This is a genomic window from Arcicella sp. GW458-12-2-14-TSB2 (genome assembly GCF_059423785.1).
In genome coordinates this window covers 1-16,574 of sequence record NZ_JBWKYN010000132.1, presented here as the reverse complement: position 1 = coordinate 16,574, position 16,574 = coordinate 1, and the positions used below count along the sequence as shown (strand labels likewise).

13 protein-coding genes are annotated in these 16,574 nt (G+C 35.3%); 6 read left to right on the top strand and 7 right to left on the bottom strand.

The genetic code is table 11. The features are described from left to right. Positions 1–169 precede the first annotated feature (169 nt). Together AC07XN_RS17245 and AC07XN_RS17240 are read right to left on the bottom strand one after the other, a co-directional pair. A complete protein-coding gene (locus AC07XN_RS17245; RefSeq protein WP_494743966.1) occupies positions 170–1,111 on the bottom strand; it encodes a LysM peptidoglycan-binding domain-containing protein in 942 nt (313 codons plus the stop codon). Then, positions 1,101–1,850 carry a DUF4905 domain-containing protein gene (locus AC07XN_RS17240; RefSeq protein ID WP_494743965.1) on the bottom strand — a complete coding sequence of 250 codons (750 nt, stop codon included), beginning with the start codon at positions 1,848–1,850 and terminating at the stop codon, positions 1,101–1,103. Before AC07XN_RS17240 ends, AC07XN_RS17245 begins: the two co-directional genes overlap by 11 nt. A 91-nt stretch (positions 1,851–1,941) precedes the next feature. Between AC07XN_RS17240 and kdsB the strand changes: the two genes are divergently transcribed. Next, a complete protein-coding gene (kdsB, locus tag AC07XN_RS17235; protein WP_309919836.1) occupies positions 1,942–2,718 on the top strand; it encodes a 3-deoxy-manno-octulosonate cytidylyltransferase in 777 nt (258 codons plus the stop codon). Between the two features lie 50 nt (positions 2,719–2,768). Here the strand turns inward: kdsB and porX are convergent, their stop codons facing one another. The 3 genes from porX to AC07XN_RS17220 form a co-directional block, all read right to left on the bottom strand. After that, positions 2,769–4,340, bottom strand: a complete 1,572-nt coding sequence (gene porX / locus AC07XN_RS17230; RefSeq protein WP_309919839.1) for a T9SS response regulator signal transducer PorX — start codon at positions 4,338–4,340, stop codon at positions 2,769–2,771. 107 nt (positions 4,341–4,447) lie between these two features. Continuing rightward, a complete protein-coding gene (locus tag AC07XN_RS17225) occupies positions 4,448–5,434 on the bottom strand; it encodes a DUF1028 domain-containing protein (protein WP_494743964.1) in 987 nt (328 codons plus the stop codon). 77 nt (positions 5,435–5,511) lie between these two features. Beyond that, positions 5,512–6,186, bottom strand: coding sequence for a cell division ATP-binding protein FtsE (locus tag AC07XN_RS17220; RefSeq protein WP_309919846.1), 675 nt, complete (start codon positions 6,184–6,186; stop codon positions 5,512–5,514). Between the two features lie 364 nt (positions 6,187–6,550). Between AC07XN_RS17220 and AC07XN_RS17215 the strand changes: the two genes are divergently transcribed. Beyond that, entirely contained in the window at positions 6,551–8,968 is a 2,418-nt protein-coding gene (locus AC07XN_RS17215) for a TonB-dependent receptor (RefSeq protein WP_494743963.1), read from the top strand. A 334-nt stretch (positions 8,969–9,302) separates the two neighbouring features. Here the strand turns inward: AC07XN_RS17215 and fsa are convergent, their stop codons facing one another. Next, positions 9,303–9,959: a fructose-6-phosphate aldolase gene (fsa, locus tag AC07XN_RS17210; RefSeq protein WP_309919856.1), complete on the bottom strand. Its 657-nt coding sequence runs from the start codon at positions 9,957–9,959 to the stop codon at positions 9,303–9,305. 459 nt (positions 9,960–10,418) lie between these two features. On the opposite strand from fsa, the gene AC07XN_RS17205 reads away from it, so the two are divergent. The 4 genes from AC07XN_RS17205 to AC07XN_RS17190 all read left to right on the top strand — a co-directional run bounded on the left by AC07XN_RS17205 (position 10,419) and on the right by AC07XN_RS17190 (position 16,341). Next, positions 10,419–11,150 carry a tetratricopeptide repeat protein gene (locus tag AC07XN_RS17205; RefSeq protein WP_309919859.1) on the top strand — a complete coding sequence of 244 codons (732 nt, stop codon included), beginning with the start codon at positions 10,419–10,421 and terminating at the stop codon, positions 11,148–11,150. A 150-nt stretch (positions 11,151–11,300) separates the two neighbouring features. Continuing rightward, on the top strand, positions 11,301–11,663 hold the full coding sequence (locus AC07XN_RS17200; protein WP_494743962.1) for a transmembrane 220 family protein: 363 nt from the start codon (positions 11,301–11,303) through the stop codon (positions 11,661–11,663). Between the two features lie 160 nt (positions 11,664–11,823). Beyond that, positions 11,824–12,696: an ABC transporter ATP-binding protein gene (locus tag AC07XN_RS17195; protein ID WP_309919865.1), complete on the top strand. Its 873-nt coding sequence runs from the start codon at positions 11,824–11,826 to the stop codon at positions 12,694–12,696. 12 nt (positions 12,697–12,708) lie between these two features. Further along, on the top strand, positions 12,709–16,341 hold the full coding sequence (locus tag AC07XN_RS17190) for an ABC transporter permease/M1 family aminopeptidase (RefSeq protein ID WP_494743961.1): 3,633 nt from the start codon (positions 12,709–12,711) through the stop codon (positions 16,339–16,341). A gap of 47 nt (positions 16,342–16,388) precedes the next feature. Here AC07XN_RS17190 and AC07XN_RS17185 read toward each other — a convergent pair. After that, positions 16,389–16,574: hypothetical protein (locus AC07XN_RS17185; RefSeq protein ID WP_494743960.1), on the bottom strand; the 186-nt coding region annotated here is incomplete at its 5' end.

Below are 16,574 nucleotides of genomic sequence, written 5' to 3'. Positions count from 1 at the left end.
ATTTAATTCTTGAAGCAACAAATGCGATAATTTTAGAAGGGATAGAAAAAATCCATACTAAAACAGTATATAAAAAAGCAAAAGTTGAAATGGCAGGGAATGCTAATGCATAAAGAACATTAAACACGATATGCCCAAAAGTAATTTGTCTTTTATTGCGGCGCATTTTTTATGGGGTCATATAATTAAGCTCTGCTCTGATTCTTTTTTCAGTAGGATTCAATTTTTCAAAAGCTCTTGGCGAAAGTTTGATAATTACTTTATCGCTTCCTAAATCTGGCAATTTTCCTACTACTTTTACCCAGATACTTTGCCCATTAGCAACATTTTTTACATTAATTAAAGTTCCAACTCCCGCCGAACGATGCAATGCTAAATATTTACCTGAGTTATCTTCTACATCAATTAATTCTGCCAATCCCGTCTCGATAGTTCTTCTATATCCTGATGCTGTTCTTACTACTTCTGATGATGTTTTTATATCATTAGGCAAAGGCTCTTCTACCTTTGCTGTTACTTTAGCATGTTCTGGCGCTTCAACTGACTTATAAATTTCTGTTTTAGGCACCTCACTTCTCACTTGATTATCAGGGTTCCTTTTACTTCGTTCATATTCTTTTGCATCTACAATCAGGACTTGTCCAGCCGTTAATTGGTCGCTCGCTAAGTTATTCCATCTTCTGATGTCTGCAATCGAAATTTTGTATTTGTTCGCAATACCATATAACCCTTGTCCATATTCTACAGTATGTGTGGCAGATTTTGGTGGATCTGGCGTCAATATTGCAGTATTATGATTAGCGGATGTCCTTGCAGGAACAGTATACGTAGTAGCTTTGTTATAAGGTACTTTTATCTGTTGCCCAATATTCATATTCTCTGATATTCCAGGGTTTGCCGCTTTGAATTCAGACATTGAACTTCCGTATTTCCTCAAAATAGAATACAGCGTTTGTCTGGGTTCTACTTTATGAATTACATAAGTTTTTCCATCTTCTTTACGTACTGTAACTGAATCTAGGCTAATTTCTTTTGCCAAAGCAGATGTATATGTTGCTGACAAAAGAAAGATAGAGACAATCTTAGCAACGGACTTAGTGTTATATTTCATATCCGATGAGTTGATTTTGATTTTTAATATATAATAAAATGCTAGATTTTATGGAAAAGGTATCTATTCCTATTCCCTCACTTTCAGCAATAAAATCATGCAGTAGAATTTGTTTCTCTTTATTGGTTACTAATAAATAGTTTTGGAATTGGTTTCCTCTGTAAATATAGTAAGAAATTATAATTTTGTCATTGACTTCAAGATAATCTACCCCATTTTGGGCTTCAATATTTATTAATTGGTAGAGGAATCTAAAAATCGTTGGAAAATACGGACTTGAATCTGGATAATGCCTCACTAAATGCTCATTTTGGTCTGGAACAAAATCATAAAATGGCTCCGTTTCAATCGCAATTTTATGATAAACAGGCATATTACTTTCATCTAACTGATAAAGCACTAAAATATTGCCATCACAACTAAAGAAAATCCAATCCTCAATTTTTTCTTTAATTGCACAAGTATCAATATTGATAACGATTACACCCAGAGGTTCAGGCTTTTGTTGGTCTGAATATTTGTGTAAGATTAAATGATTTCCAAAAATGCCTACTAAACCCAACCACCACGATTTTTCAGGAGAAAAGTCTTTCCATAAAATTTTGCCCGTTTTCAAATCTAATCCAGAAAAGCTTACTTGTCGGCTAGCTTCATCCCTTATTTCCAACACCATTTTATTATTAAAAAAGGCTGTATTCCAAATTTTCCCACCGAAAGCCTCCTCTATTTTTTTTAGCATAAATTTTATTGTTATTTTACGTTTTAATTTGAATCTTCGATTACAAGTTTAAACATATATTTTTGCAATTTCATTCTAATCCAATTTATCAGTGTTAAAAATATTAGGTATTATTCCTGCTCGCTATGCTTCCACACGTTTCCCGGGAAAGCCCTTGGTGGATATTAACGGAAAATCCATGATTCAACGTGTTTATGAACAAGCCTCAAAATCTAATCTGCTCTCAAAAGTAGTAGTTGCTACAGACGATCAAAGAATTGTAGAACACGTAAAAAGTTTTGGGGGCGAAGTAGTGATGACTTCCTCTAAACATCCAAGCGGCACTGATCGTTGTTTCGAAGCATTACAAATCGTTTCTAAAACCGACCGAAGAAAAGAGGGCAAAGAATTCCAAAGATATAATTATGTAATCAATATTCAAGGCGACGAGCCTTTTATCCAGCCCAAGCAGATTGACATTTTAGTTAAATGCCTGACCAGTAAAACCGAGTTGGCAACACTGGTAAAGCGTATTGAAGACGAGGCTACTTTATTTAACCCTAATACTCCTAAAGTTATTTTCAATAATTTCAACGAAGCAATTTACTTTACCCGACAAACTATTCCTTATTTAAGGGGCATCGAAAAAGATAAATGGCTCAATGCCCACGATTATTTTAAGCATATCGGTATTTATGCTTACAGAGTAGATGTATTAAAGAAAATCACGAAATTACCTGTTGCTCTGTTGGAGAAAGTGGAGTCATTAGAACAACTAAGATGGCTTGCTAACGGCTTTAGAATTACTATTGCGATAACGCCTTATGATAGTTTTGGAATAGATATTCCTGAAGATTTGGAAGAAGCACAAAGAAAAATATTTTCGTAACTAAAAAAGAGCTGTGGATAATTATTCCACAGCTCTTTTTAGTTAATAACCTACTTTGCCGTCAGATACACAAATGGAATAATACATTCTTCTAACGATATTCCTCCGTGTTGAAACGTATTCCTATAATGACTTACGTAATGATTGTAATTGTTCGGGTAGGCGAAGAAATAATCTTCTTTAGTAAACACATACGTGGTAGATACATTTACTTTTGGCAAGAAAAAACGCTCTGGTTTTCTACAAACTAACAGATGGTTTTCATCGTCCCAGTTTAAGTTTCTACCTTGTTTATAACGTAAGTTTGTATTAACAGAACGGTCGCCAACAATCTTCACTGGATTTTGTACTCTAATCATCCCGTGGTCAGTTGTGATGATTAATCTTCCTTTTTTATCAGATATTTTCTTTAATAAATCAAACAAAGGCGAATGGGTAAACCAACTTGCCGTCAAACTTCTATATCCTGACTCATCTGGTGCCAGTTCTTTAATCATGGCCATGTCTGTTCTCGCATGCGACAACATATCCACAAAGTTGTAAACTACTACATTCAAATGATTTTGAAGTAGCTTTGAGAAGTTTTCAACCAAACTTTTTCCTTGATTGTTATGAATGATTTTGTGATAAGATGACTTTACTGCAAAAGGCATTCTACTCTTACGAATTTGTTCTTGGAAGAAAAATTCTTCGTGTTGATTAAATCCTTCTTCATCTTCATTATCCCCAATATCTTGTACCCAATGTTTAGGATATTGTTTTTCTATTTCAGATGGCATCAAACCCGAGAAAATAGCGTTTCTAGCATAAGCTGTAGTAGTAGGTAAAATAGAGTAATAAGTTGATTCTTCCTCTACCGAAAAATAATCTTGAATTAATCCTTCCAATACCTTCCATTGATCAAAACGCAAGTTATCTATTAGCACAAAGAAAAGAGGAGAGTCTTCTCGTAGCAATGGGAAAACCTTTTTCCTCATCAATTGATGCGAAAGAATAGGATTATTTCCCTTGGGTTCATTCAACCAATGCTCATAGTTATCGGTAATAAATCTTGAAAAATTAGCATTGGCTTCCGACTTCTGCATGTTCATTACCTCTGCCATCGACTTGTTTTCGGTTCTGTCAATTTCCAATTCCCAGAAAAGCAACTTCTTATAAACATCTGCCCATTCAGCATAGTCCATTTTGTCTTGATAGCGCATCGCTAACTGACGGAACTCTTGCTGATAAGACAAATTGGTTTTCTCTTCTTCAAGGCGTTTTTTATCTAAAATTTTCTTTACCGAAAGTAGTATCTGATTAGGATTCAATGGCTTAATCAAATAATCAGCAATTTTGGAACCAATTGCCTCTTCCATAATATCCTCCTCTTCAGACTTCGTAATCATCACAACTGGCAAATTAGGCTTCAATTGCTTTATTTTTGGAAGTACCTCTAGGCCAGTCATACCGGGCATATTTTCGTCGAGAAATACTACATCAAATTTCTTTTTTTCAACCTCCTCTAAAGCATCCGCACCAGAATTTACAGGTGTAACATCATACCCTTTTTGGGTCAAAAACATAATATATGGTTTAAGCAAATCGATTTCGTCGTCTGCCCACAGAATTGAATATTGCATAATAAAATTGATTGTTTTCAAGTACTACAATCCGTACTGTACTTTTTTAAAATGTAAAATACAGCCTTTTTATTGCTGTATTTTGTGTTAATTTTAGTTAAATAAACTTATTTAGTTAATTCTTTCAAATCCAAGTCTGACACCTTTAACAAACCTACTTTGGGTAATCGCTTTGTCATTTCTCTCCAATTAGGCTCTTTAGCATATATTTTCTGGAGCATTTCAGATGCCTTTATGATGCTCTTATTGTTGGCCATTGTAATGGCTGTCCAATATTGCATTTCGATATTATTGGGCAAAAGCTTCATGGCAGCGCTATATTCATCCATGGCTTTTTTCATATTGCTAGTTTCTGTTGCCAAATCGCCCGCATCCATGTGGTCGTATGCTCTGCGAACTTTCAAAAGTCTGGCAAGTTCTATTAAGGGAGACTGGTGGTCGTCTACTCTTAAATCTACCAGATGGTCTTCATCCCACGGTTTGTTAGTAGAATTACCCTTTACAACTAATAAAGCCGCCGATTGTTTTCCTCTGATGTCCCCTCCTACTGCTTGTCCAGCTTCCAATGCCTTCAATACTCTTTCAGCCAAAGGTAACCTCCAATTATCTTGAAAAGCTTTCGACATAGCCGAAGGTACTTTATTATTAAGCATCATATTACTCTGAACAGAGTAATTAGTCCCTTTAATATGCCCCGCAAAATCTACACAACTTTTACCAGTATGTACGGCTACATTACCTTTAGCATCAACGATTCCTACCTGACGAACCTCTTTCCCTCCATCGTTTGACAAAAGAATATCAAGCGCCTCTTGTGCAGTTTTACCACTTTTCAACAATGCTAAACCTCTTATTCCAAATGATTTATTGATAAAACTCTGTGTAGCAATCACTCCAACGCCAGCTTGTCCCCATGAAACAGCCGTACCAACGCTAAACCAGTGGCTTTGTACACCAACGGCCATCTCCCCCGTTTTACTGTCACGGGCTACAATAGAAAAGGTATGAGCGAAAGGCTCATGTTTTTTAGTAAATTGGGCATAAATATTACAGGAGAAATACAGAAATGTGATACATAAAAATAATTTTTTCATAGGTTGAGATATTATTAAGTGTGTCTAAAATTGATATTCAAGGTAAAACTTTATTATTCTCTCTCAGTCATTCCTAACTATTGCTCTTTTACTTGTCCGTTCTCACATTTCAAGATTCTAGCAGGGAATTTGCGTATCATATCAAAATCGTGTGTTGCCATTAAAATGGCTGTACCGGCTTTGTTAATTTCATGGAAAAGCTCTAAAATTTGTCCCGAAACTTCTGGGTCTAGGTTTCCAGTTGGCTCATCTGCAAACAGTATTTGCGGTTCGTTCAATAAAGCTCTTGCTATTACTACTCGTTGTTGTTCACCTCCCGAAAGTTGGTGTGGCATTTTATCACGAGACGTTGACATACCTACTTGCATTAATACTTCAGCAACTCTTGCTTTCATTTTTGCACTATCACTCCACCCAGTTGCTTCCAAAACCCACATTAAGTTTTCCTGAACATTTCTATCCATAAACAATTGGAAATCCTGAAATACAACCCCAATTTTTCGTCTAAGAAAAGGACGCTCGGCTAACTTTAATTTTTCAATAATAAACCCTGCCACTTTGGCTTTACCTTGTTGTAGCCAAAGATCAGCGTATAATGTTTTTAGTAAAGAACTTTTTCCACTTCCTGTTCTTCCTATCAAAAAAACAAACTCTCCTTTGTTGATACTAAAGTTAACGTCGCTTAAAACTACGCGTTCGTTTTGATATACAAATGCACTCTCAATGACAACTACGGGTTCTGATGTAAACATTTTTTGCTTGCTATGTTATTTTTTCAAATATACTGACAAAATAATAACACTTAACTATTTTTTTGTGTGTTAGTCTCCTTATTTACGATAATCTTCTAATCGCAAACATCTCCTGACATCGTATAATCCACATCCCTTAGCTATTTCAGGGCTTGGTGTATACCGTTTTCAAATACTACTACCTGTATCTTATTTATCAATCATAAATTTTGCTAAACATTAATCACCTGATTTACAAGGCAATTACTTTGCTATTTTTTTAAAATTAGTAACATTTTTATTATTTTATATTAGCTAATTAATTTTTATGCTTTATATTTGAATAATTTTTAGACTAATCTAAATTATTAATTAGAAATACAAAATGAAAAACTTCTCCAAACCGATATTTTATTTAATCATAGCTAGTTTTGCTTTCACCAAAGCATATAGTCAACACGCCATTTCTGGGAAAGTAACTATTAGCGAAAGCAATGAAGCCGTCATTGGTGCTAACATTTATATTCCAGAATTAAGAACAGGCACAAGTTCTGATGTAAACGGCTTTTACCATATCAAAAACCTACCAAAGGGTGATTTTACGATTCAGGTAAGCTATATTTCATTGAAGACCATTACGCAAAAAATAAAAATCCAAGATACCATTCATCAAAATTTTGTCATGGAAAGTGCCGCTACCTCATTAGAGGAAGTAGTAGTGACAGGAGCAGGCATAAAAACATTGGTCAAAGAAAGTCCAGTACCCATTGCTGCACTTTCAAGAGCACAATGGCTACAAAGTACTTCAACGAACTTGGTAGATGCCATTGTAAAATTGCCTGGAGTATCACAAATTATGACAGGGCCTACCCTATCAAAGCCCATTATTCGTGGATTGGGTTTCAATAGAGTAATCACAGTACATGATGGCGTTCGTCAAGAAGACAACCAGTGGGGCGAAGAACACAGCTTACATATTGATGAGTTTTCAATAGAACGATACGAAATCATCCGTGGAGCAGGGTCATTAATGTATGGTTCTGATGGCTTAGGAGGGGTTATTTCTGTGATTTCACCTACTCCAACTGAATCAGAAAAAATCAATGGAAGTGTTTTGTACAACTATCAAACAAATAACGGCTTGCACGGATTTTCTGTTAATCTGGGTGGAAATAAAAATGGTTTGGTCTGGACGGGACGATTGAGCAATAAAAATGCAGGGAATTATCAGAATCCTTATGATGGATTGGTATATGGTTCTAAATTCAGAGAGCTTGATTATTCTGGTATGATAGGATTGAATAAGAAATGGGGCTTTTCGAGAATCTATTTTTCAAAGTTTGGGCAAGACATTAATATCATTGATGGGATGAGAGATGCCCAAGGATACTTTACTAAGCAGGTATTAATCAACGGAAAAGCAACAACCGAAAGAGTATCGGAAGAAGAATTAAAAAATCCTGCTATCAATCCCTCCAATTCGCAGTCATTAACTAACTACAAAGTATCTTGGAATAATTATTTAATGCTGGGTCGAAATACTTTCAGCTTAAACTTGGCTTATTCTCAGAATCACCGACAAGAATATGGTAATGTACTGAAACCTTTTGAGGCTGATTTATATTTTTTCTTACAGACACTTTATTATGATGCTAGGTTTAATCTGGCAGAGAAAAACAATCTTGAAATCACGATTGGTACCAATGGAATGGCTCAAACGATGAACAATCGTGGAAATGAAACATTGTATCCTGATTTTAATTTGTTAGATAATGGTGTATTTGCTTTTGCAAAAAAGAAAATCAATAGATTATTCATCAGTGGAGGTCTCAGATTCGACCTGAGACAGTTGGATATTCATAAACTGTATATTGATGCAGAAGGAAAATTTCAAACCAAACCTTCTGCTAACACTACTGAACGTTTTGCAGGGTTTACCAAAACATTTCAAAACGCCACAGGAAGCTTTGGAGCGGTGTACAAAATCAATAGTTTGCTATCGGTAAAAACAAATATTGCTCGTGGTTTCAGAGCACCCTCTGTACCCGAAATATCCTCAAATGGCGAACATGCAGGTACTTTTCGCTATGAAATCGGTAATATCAATCAACAGTCTGAAGTATCCTTACAAAATGATTTAGGACTTACTTTTGAAAATAGTTCGTTATACATTGATGTCAATCTATTCAGTAATCGCATCAATCATTATACCTTTTCAGAGCGTGTTCAGAATATCATAGGAAAAGATTCAATTATCAATGGCGTGCCTGTGTTCCGTTATCAACAAGGCAACGCTCGCCTGTTAGGCATGGAGGCTGTGGTTACTTATAACCCTGCCTCTGCACGATGGTTTAGCATTACACAAAGCTACTCTTCTGTGAATGGAGTAAACCTTTCAGCTAAAACTGATTCTGCTAAATACCTCCCTTTTATGCCTCCGCCAAGATGGTTGAGTAACATTAAACTAACAAAGAACAATTGGGGAAAACATTTAAGAGGTGCTTACTTCTCTGTAGAATTGGAACATAATCAACAGCAAAATAATGCACTGTTGGCTTATAATACAGAAACAAAAACACCTGCTTATTCTCTTATTAATATTGGCACGGGCGCTACCGTTACCAATCAAAAAAAGAAAGCCTTGTTTGCTATTTATCTAAATATTAATAACCTACTAAATAATGCTTATCAAAGTCATCAAAGTAGATTGAAATATTTAGACGTTAATCAGACTACAGGTAATCGTGGGGTTTATAATATGGGCAGAAATATGAGTATAAAAGTACTTGTTCCAATAAATTAGGTTTTTTCAGCTTTGAGATGTGAGCTTTTTTTGCTTTCAGATTTCGGTCATCAGCTTTCGGATATCTTTTTTTGCTTTGAGATGTAAGCTTTGAGCAATGAGCTTTCGGATTTCAGCTGTCAGCCTTTGTGATTTTCATTTTTAAAAGCTGATTGCTGATATCCGAAGGCTGAAGACCGAAAGCCAATGTTCGAAAGTCCAAATAAAAAAGCTCTTCAAACTTTAGTGTTTGAAGAGCTTTTTTATTGTTATTTATAATACCGATAGCCGAAGGCTGACATCCGAAAGCTAAAAAACTCATTGCTCAAGGCTCAAAGCTTATAACCTACAGCTACTAAGCATTAGTCTTAGCATGGTCAGCTAAGAATTTTGCTAAACCACTATCAGTTAATGGGTGGTTTAATAATGCTAACATCGCAGAAAGCGGTCCAGTCATTACATCAGCACCGATTTCAGCACATCTGATAATATGAATTGGGTTACGTACAGATGCTGCTAAGATTTCAGTATCAAAACCATAGTTATCATAAATTGTACGGATTTGCTCAATTAATTGGATACCATCAAATGAAATATCATCTAAACGACCAATAAATGGAGAAACATAAGAAGCTCCTGCTTTGGCTGCCAATAAAGCTTGACCAGCAGAGAAAATCAATGTACAGTTTGTTTTAATTCCTTTTTCTGAGAAATATTTAAGTGCTTTTACACCGTCTTTAATCATCGGAATTTTCACTACTATTTTCTCGTCTAATTCTGCTAATTCTTCTCCCTCACGAACCATTCCTTCAAAATCAGTTGCAATTACTTCCGCAGAAACATCACCTTCAACAATATCACAAATTGCTTTATAGTGCTTAAGAACGTTGTTTTTACCACTGATTCCTTCTTTTGCCATTAAAGATGGATTGGTAGTTACTCCGTCTAATACACCTAAATCCTGAGCATCTTGGATTTCTTTGAGATTGGCTGTGTCAATAAAAAATTTCATGTTGATATGTTTTTTGAGAATTATGTTAATTAACGCTATATGAAAATCGAAAGGAAATTTTAAATGGAATTGCTTTTTCTCCTATCTATTATTTTTTTACAAAATTAGGAAAAGCATTTGAGAATGCAGAGAATTATTTAATAAAAATTATAACAGTATAGAACAGTTGCTTTTACTTTACTATTTTAAAAGATATTTAATATGAAGATTGTTGAAGAGAATTGGATGGACATAAAACAAAAAAAGGCAAATTCACCGCTACAACCTGCCTACCCTTGCTTCGGTCAAGACCTGGGGGATTCGGAGGGAGCTGGTAATTTGCCGTCACAAAGATGGCAGGTTTTGTTGTTTTTTCAAAACCTTCACCGCAACTTTGAGGAAAGTTTTCTGATAAAATCTAGTCAACTTTGACTGATTAATAGGATGACCTTTTGATTTACAGTTAATTAACTTAACATTATGACACTAAAAAATATTTTAAAAAAATTTACATTTTCTCTCTTTTTACCTTCTTTTTGCTTTTTTTTATTGAATTGTACAGGGTCGGCAGATGCTTTTTTAGAAAAAGCGAAGGAACAATTGAAACAAGGTAAGCCTAGAGAAGCCATAGAATACCTAAATCAGGCTATCGATAAAGACCCTGCCAATGCCAAAGCTTTTAACATGCGTGGTGCTGCCAATTTTGAATTGAAAGATTTTACTACAGCCTTGCTAGATTACGAACAAGCCATTAAACTAGACCCCAATAATTACCAACCATACTTTAATAGGGCTTCAGTAAAGATGGAAAAGTCGGATTGGGATGGAGCTTTTGAAGACTGTAGCAAAGCCATTTTCATACAGCCAGATACTGCCGAATTGTATGTAAAAAGAGGTATTATTTTAGCAGCTTTACATAAAACAGAAGAAGCCATTGTAGATTTCGATAAAGCTATTCAGCTAGACCCTAAGGAAACCAATGCATTGTATAATCGTGGGAATATCTACTTCCAATTGGGTGAATTAGATAAATCTTTAGAAGATTTTACGAATGCGGTAAAAGCCGACAATAAATTCGCCAAAGCATATTATGGTTTGGGCGTAGTTCAACAAAAACGAGGGAACTCAGATGACAGTTGTTTGAGTTTTAAAATGGCAAGCCGTTTAGGTTATACTGATGCTAAACAGGCGATAGAGACGTTTTGTAAATAATTTTTAGCTGTCAGCATTGAGCATTGAGCTTTAAGTACTTGTAGGGTAACCTATTTTAGGCAAGGACAAAGGACAAAGCACAACTAATCACTCAGGACTCAAGACTCAAAAAACGCGTCACTCACAACTCTTAACTAATCACTCAAAAAAATGAAATACCTCGGCATAGTCTTTACCATGATTTTCATATTGTTTGCAGGCTGGCAATATAATGACCCTGACCCTGTACTTTGGATTCCGATTTACTTAGTGGCTGCCTATTGTTCATTAAAAGCATATCAAGGCAAAAGCAATCCTGAATTGCTGGTAGTCGTAACCATTATGTCTTTTGTAGCAGGATTAAATACGTGGTTACAAATGACCTCTTGGGAAGGGTTTTTCTCTGAAGGCGGAGGCTTATCCATGAAAACGATTAATCAAGAATTAGCCAGAGAAGCCTGCGGACTTTGGATTTGTACTTTTTCATTTCTGTTGTATTTAGGAATGAACTTTTTTCAACCTAAAACAAAGTAGGATTTTTCAATAGATATTCGTTGCAAGCAAAGCAAAAGAAGCGAACTTCTTTTGCTTTGCTTTTTTTTTGCCATTTATCTAATCCTCAATGTTTTCATCACATTCTAAAAAATAAATGAAGGTAAAATGTTAATTTGTATAAAAATAAACTTCAAACTTTATGCAACTAACGATTACAAACCTGAATAAGACCTATTCTAACGGCGTTCAAGCGCTCCAAAACGTAAATTTAACAATCAATCAAGGAATGTTTGGTTTATTAGGCCCAAATGGAGCTGGTAAATCGTCTTTGATGCGAACCATAGCAACACTTCAAGAAGCCGATACAGGCACAATAACATTAGGCGATATAGACGTATTAAAACAAAAAGAGGAAGTACGTAAAACATTGGGGTATTTACCACAAGAATTTGGCGTATATCCTAAAGTAGATGCCATTACGCTATTAAATCATCTGGCCGTATTAAAAGGCATTACCAATGCCAAAGAACGCAAAGAATTGGTAGAATCATTACTTCAAAAAACCAATCTTTGGGAGGCACGCAAAAAGAATTTGGGTGGTTACTCAGGCGGTATGAAGCAGCGTTTCGGCATTGCTCAGGCCTTGTTAGCGAATCCTAAATTGATTATTGTGGATGAACCCACCGCAGGACTTGACCCTGCCGAACGTAACCGTTTTTTAAATCTTCTATCGGAATTAGGCGAAAATACCATTGTGATACTTTCTACCCATATTGTTGACGATGTAAAAGAGTTGTGTCAAGATATGGCTGTATTCAACAAAGGGCAGGTACTTTATAAAGGAAACCCGTTTGATGCTATCAAAGAAATAGAAGGTAAAATATGGCGTAAGCGTATTCAAAAGGCTGAATTAGAGGAATACAAGAAAAACTATACCTTGATTTCTGACAAACTGATTGGAGGGTCCCCTGTGATACACGTTTTAGCTGATAGCAATCCCGATGGCACTTTTGATGCCGTTGAAGGAGATTTGGAAGATGTTTATTTCACGAAAATTTTTGCTAATGCCTAAACCGACAATACGATGTTTTTAGAGATTTTACGTTTTGAATTTAGCTATCGAAAGAATAGAGCAGCTACTTATTTGTATTTTTTTATATTATTCATGTTGTGTTTCGCGGCTGCTACGTCAAAGTATGTAACAATAGGGAGTGCCGCTGGTGGACAATTACAAGCCAATTCGCCGTATTCCTTATCGTTCATGACAATCATCATGACTTTCGCCGTAACTTTTATCAGTTCGGCGGTGATGGGTGTAGCCGTTTTGCGTGATTTTGAACACAAAACTGAATCATTGATGTTTACCACTACCATGTCTAAATTTGATTATTTGATGGGTAGATTTTGGGGTTCATTCTTTGTGATGGTACTGATATATTCATCCATTTGGATGGCCTTTATGCTAGGTTTTTCAATTGGTAAATTTTTACCTTGGGACCCATCTTGGAAGGAAAAAGTAATGCATCCATTTGATATTTGGCATTATTTTCAGCCGTTTATTTTTTATGGTATTACCAATCTTTTCATCCAAGCTACCATCTATTTTGCCGCAGGAACATTGAGCAGAAAGCCCTTGGTAATTTATACACAAGGTATTATTTTGTTTGTCTTGTATGAAATAACGGGTACGATTACCCAAGATTTGGAGAATAAGGATTTAGCTTCATTAATTGACCCATTTGCCGTAAGGACTTTCCAGATTTATACACAATATTGGACGCCCGCTCAGAAAAACAATCTACTGATTCCTCTGGAAGGCATGATGCTCTGGAATCGTGTACTTTGGTGCGGTATAGGAGTACTTATCTTGGTTATTACTTATTATGCTTTTAGTTTTAATGTGGTTACGTCTTCATGGCTCAAGAAAAAGAAAGTAGTGAAAGAAACACCATTGACTATTAAACCAGAAAACGTATTGATTCCAGCGGTTCATCAATTCACTAATTTTTCTGCTAATCTTATTCAGCTATGGGAGCAATCCATTTTTTATGCTAAAATGGTTGTTAAAGAAATCCCATTCATTGCTATCGTTTTTGTTGGGTTTACAGATTTAACCATCAACTCATTCTATTTCGGTGAAATGTATGGAACAAGCTCCTACCCTATTACAGCCAATGTATTGGGCTTTTTAGGAGAGTTCGATTTGTTCTTTTTAATCATCGTTGTTTTTTACTCAGGTGAATTAATTTGGCGTGAAAGAACAGTGAATATTAATTTAATTATAGATGCATTGCCCGTACCAGATTGGGTAGGACTATTTTCTAAATTCTTAGGCTTAATCGTCATCTATATAGGTTTGCTGTTCTGCTTAGTTTTCTTCGGGGTATGTGTGCAAGTAGCACATGGTTATTTCAATTTTGAATTATCGCTTTATTTCAAAACGTTGTTTACCGACGAACTAATTTTTCTCACAACCTTTACTTTACTCTCTTTCTTTATTCAAACCATTGCCAATAACAAACTGGTTGGCTTTGCCTTGATGTTTGTTTTCTTTATCATCAACTTGTTTATGAGTGGCGCTGGTATCGAACACCCTCTGTTTTCATTCAATAGTGGTAGTTTAGGAAGCTATTCTGATATGAATAAATACGGGCATTTTGTATCGTCATTTTCATGGATGAAACTCTACTGGCTGGCTTTTGTAGGCATTCTTTTTATCTTATCCGTTTTGTTAAGTGTAAGAGGAACAGAGGTTTTGATGCAAACACGTTTGAAAATTGGTAAACTTCGTTTAAGTAAACCTGTGCTTACTTTTGGTATCACGGTACTGATAACCTTCGTTGCCACGGGGGGATATATCTATTATAATACCAACAAATTGAATAAGTATTTTACCAAGGAAGACCAAGATAAGATACAGGCAGATTATGAAAAAACCTTGAAAAAGCCCTTTGACAATGCTCCTCAGCCTCGTATTGTAGATGTTAATTTAAACGTTGAGATTTATCCTGAAAAGCGTGATTTTACTGCCGAAGGTTATTTTTGGTTAAAAAATAAAACAGCTAAAACCCTGAATGATATTTATATCCAAAATGATATTCAACATAATATGAATATTGAATATTTAAAATTTGAAGGAGGTGCAAAAATCAAAAAGACCTACGATGATTTTGGATTCACTATTTATCAATTAAATAAACCGTTGGCTTCTGGCGATTCTGTTAAGATGAGCTTTAAAACTATCTATGAAACAAAAGGTTTTGTTGCCAAAGGCTCTAATACTGATATTGTCTATAACGGTACTTTTTTCAATAATGGATATTTGCCTTCTTTAGGCTATAGTGATGGCTTTGAAATAGGTGATGACGATACTCGTAAAAAATACAAATTGCCTGAAAAAGAACGCATGATGGAACAGAATAATCCAATCGGACTTTCACAAAGTTTGTTTGGTGATGATTCAGACTATATCCGTTTTGAAATGGTAATAGGCACGAGTAAAGACCAAACGGCTATCGCCCCAGGCTATTTACAAAAAACTTGGGAGAAACAAGACCGCAAATATTTCCATTATAAAATGGATGTTCCGATGGTTAATTTCTATTCGATAATCTCTGCTGACTATCAGATTAAGCATGATAAATGGAAGGGAGTAGATTTAGAGATTTATTATAACAAAGGGCATGAATATAACCTTGACAAGATGATGTCTTCTATGAAAGCCTCATTCGACTATTTTGATAAAAACTTTGCCCCTTATCAATATCGCCAAATGAGAATCATGGAATTTCCACGCTATGCTACTTTTGCCCAGTCGTTTGCCAATACTGTTCCATTTTCAGAAGGAATTGGTTTTATCCAGAAAATCAATGACCCAGAAAAAGACTTGGATATGCCTTTTTATGTAACTGCCCATGAATTAGGACACCAATGGTGGGGACATCAGGTAGCCGAAGCGAAGGTAAAGGGAAATGCGATGCTTTCAGAAACACAAGCGCAATACTCAGCTTTAATGGTGATGAAACACGCTATCAAACCTGAATTAATGCAAAAGTTCTTGAAATATGAATTGGATAAATACCTGAGCGGACGTGCAAGAGAAAGTAAAAAAGAGCAGCCCTTAGCCTTGGTAGAAAGTCAGGGATATATTCATTATAACAAGGGTTCAGTAGTGATGTTTGCTTTACAAGATTATATCGGTGAAGATAAAGTAAATAAAGCTTTGCATGATTTCTTAGCAGATTGGAAATATCCAAGTTCTGATGGGAAATACAAACGCTATCCTACTAGTCAGGATTTGTTAAAGTATTTCAAAGCCGAAACGCCAGATTCATTAAAATACATCATTCATGATATGTTTGAAACCATTACGTTGTATGAGAACAAAACCGATAAAGTGACCTACAAAGTATTACCAAACAAAACTTATGAAGTAAACATCAAAGCCATTTCAGAAAAATTCAGGGCAGATAGTTCTGGTAACGAAAAACCTATTACCCTGAACGATTGGATTGACGTAGGTGTGTATGGAGAAGACAAAGATGGTAAAGACAAATTGCTTTATATCCAAAAATATAAAGTATCTAAGAAAGACAATACCTTTAAAATTATCGTTAAAGAAAAACCAAAAAAAGCAGGAATTGACCCTATTAATAAGCTGATAGATAGGCATTCAGACGACAATGTTAAAACGGCTGTTTTAGAGGAAAATTTGTAGTAATTGGAGACTTTAGGATACAAGACTAAAAGATAGAGGTATTTTTCTTAATGCTCTTCCACTTGTTCTGAAAGGCAAGTGGAAGTTTTGATAAAAAGGATTTTAATCCTAAAGAGATAGAGAACGTTTTTATTTGTCATTCGATTTGCTCTTGCGGAACAAATCGAATAGCTTAAATAGTAAACAAAAGTAAAGGTTGGTGTTAATTCACCAACCTTTACTTTTGTTAAAAT

Bases quoted from the DNA above. Each gene is read 5' to 3' on its own strand.
- AC07XN_RS17200 (WP_494743962.1), top strand. From the start codon at position 11,301: ATGAAATACCTCGGCATAGTCTTTACCATGATTTTCATATTGTTTGCA.
- porX (WP_309919839.1), bottom strand. From the start codon at position 4,340: ATGCAATATTCAATTCTGTGGGCAGACGACGAAATCGATTTGCTTAAA.
- AC07XN_RS17195 (WP_309919865.1), top strand. From the start codon at position 11,824: ATGCAACTAACGATTACAAACCTGAATAAGACCTATTCTAACGGCGTT.
- AC07XN_RS17245 (WP_494743966.1), bottom strand. From the start codon at position 1,111: ATGAAATATAACACTAAGTCCGTTGCTAAGATTGTCTCTATCTTTCTT.
- AC07XN_RS17240 (WP_494743965.1), bottom strand. From the start codon at position 1,850: ATGCTAAAAAAAATAGAGGAGGCTTTCGGTGGGAAAATTTGGAATACA.
- AC07XN_RS17205 (WP_309919859.1), top strand. From the start codon at position 10,419: ATGACACTAAAAAATATTTTAAAAAAATTTACATTTTCTCTCTTTTTA.
- AC07XN_RS17215 (WP_494743963.1), top strand. From the start codon at position 6,551: ATGAAAAACTTCTCCAAACCGATATTTTATTTAATCATAGCTAGTTTT.
- AC07XN_RS17190 (WP_494743961.1), top strand. From the start codon at position 12,709: ATGTTTTTAGAGATTTTACGTTTTGAATTTAGCTATCGAAAGAATAGA.
- fsa (WP_309919856.1), bottom strand. From the start codon at position 9,959: ATGAAATTTTTTATTGACACAGCCAATCTCAAAGAAATCCAAGATGCT.
- AC07XN_RS17225 (WP_494743964.1), bottom strand. From the start codon at position 5,434: ATGAAAAAATTATTTTTATGTATCACATTTCTGTATTTCTCCTGTAAT.
- AC07XN_RS17220 (WP_309919846.1), bottom strand. From the start codon at position 6,186: ATGTTTACATCAGAACCCGTAGTTGTCATTGAGAGTGCATTTGTATAT.